Source organism: Terriglobus sp. YAF25 (assembly GCF_052113305.1).
Taxonomy (GTDB): domain Bacteria; phylum Acidobacteriota; class Terriglobia; order Terriglobales; family Acidobacteriaceae; genus Terriglobus.
In genome coordinates this window covers 1-1,867 of sequence record NZ_JBFRCY010000827.1, presented here as the reverse complement: position 1 = coordinate 1,867, position 1,867 = coordinate 1, and the positions used below count along the sequence as shown (strand labels likewise).

General features: G+C 58.7%; 1 protein-coding gene. It reads left to right on the top strand.

Features of this window, described 5'->3' with window-relative positions; genetic code table 11:
- The first annotated feature begins 37 nt into the window (after window positions 1-37).
- Window positions 38-1,849: a flagellar basal-body MS-ring/collar protein FliF gene (gene fliF, locus AB4043_RS24215; protein ID WP_442299375.1), complete on the top strand. Its 1,812-nt coding sequence runs from the start codon at window positions 38-40 to the stop codon at window positions 1,847-1,849.
- Window positions 1,850-1,867: the final 18 nt, after the last annotated feature.

The following is a 1,867-nucleotide window of genomic DNA, read 5'->3' as shown; positions in this document are numbered from 1 at the left end:
CCAGCAGATGATGCAGATGCAGTTCTAAGACATAACAATGCCAGATCAGAAGACTGAATTACAGAAAACAGGTTCTACCCCCGGCCTCAGCGATGGCGCCGCTCCCTGGCAGCGTCTGGTGAGGAATGTCGGGAGCCGCTGGAATGCTTTACCGAAGGCGCAGCGTTCAAGTCTGATGCTGGCATGCGGAGTCGTGCTTGCGATAATTGCTGCTCTGAGCTGGTATGGCTCCCGCACGGAATGGAAGATGCTCTTCAGTGGGCTTGATCCCAAGGATGTGCAGGCTGTCAGCCAGGAGCTGAGTGCGGCAGGAATCAATGCCAAGATCTCGTCCGACGGCAGCGAAGTGCTTGTGCCCGAAGAGCTGCTGGACAAGGCACGTATGGAAGTGGCCAGCAAAGGCATGCCGCAGAGCGGGCGCATGGGCTTTGAGATCTTCGATAAACCGAACTGGGTTGGTTCCGAGTTCGATGAGAAGGTCAACTATCAGCGTGCTCTTGAAGGTGAGTTGGAACATACAATCGGAACCCTTGGCTCCGTGCGTTCTGCGCGCGTCCACTTGGCCATGGCCAAGCAGGGTTTATTCAGTGCAGAGGATCATCCGGCCAAGGCAACGGTAGTGCTGAAGCTCCGTCGTTCGACCATGGCTCAGGGCGAGGCCGAATCGATTCGCAATCTGGTGGCCGGCGCAGTGGAAAATCTGCAGCCGGACCAGGTGAACCTGGTGGATGCGGATGGTCATGTCAATATGAGCGCGCCGACACAGTCCGCGCAGCAGACTGACGCTGTTCACCAGATGGAGCAGCAACTGATCTCCATGCTGGAGCCGGTGGCCGGGCGGGATAATGTACGCGCTACAGTTCATGCGGAGTATGAGCAGGGCACGGAAGAAAAAACTGATGAGGTCTATGATCCGGCACTGTCGGCAACCGTCAGCATGCAACGTACCGAGCAGGTGCAGGGTTCCCAGCGGGTCGCGTCGGGAGTTCCGGGAACACAGAGCAATGCCGCGGGTGGACCCGCCGCTGCCGGAGCCAATGGTGCGGCTAACCAGGCCAATGGCCAGGGCAACGTTCCACCTCTGATGCAGAACGGTAGCCTGCCTGTATATCCGCAGGGTGGTAGCGGGACAAGCAACAACGCGCGTGAAGAGAGTGCCAACTATGCCGTAACCCGCCACCTGAGCCACATGCAAGAAGGTCCGGGCCGGCTGAAGCGGCTTACTGTGGCCGTTCTGGTAAACGATCGCCCGCAACTGGAAGGCGCAGGAAAGGACATGCATACCGTCTGGCATGGCCGCAGCAGTGAAGAGATGCGCCGCCTGCAACAACTCGCACAGGCATCCACGGGGTTTGATCCCAAACGTGGAGATCAGCTTGTTCTTGAGAACATCAGCTTCCAGACGAACAGCGCGGAAGTTCCATTGACTCCACTGCAGCGCGTGACAGAGCAGACGCAGGAACTGATACGGACGCCGGGTGTACTTCGCACTGCGGGCCTGGTAGCGATGGGGCTGCTGCTGGTGATGTTCGTCCTGCGTCCGATGGTCAAGCAGACCGCGGCCCTGATGCAGGAGCCGGAGGCGCCATCATTGATGGCGCAGCAGACTCCCGCTCTTGCTGCCGTCGGGGCAGGCGCTGCCGCAGGTGTTCTACCGATTACGGAGCCAGCGTCCTTATTGGCGCAGGGATCTCCGGATACGCCGGTATTGACGCCCGTGGCCGGACTGAAAACAGAGAACAGTGAAGAGGAAATGATCTTCGAACAGGTCAAGAAGCAAATCCGTTCGGAACCCAAGCAGAGCACGCGTCTGCTTGAGCACTGGATTGCTACGGACATGGACGAATAACCCAACCCCTTTTCTTGG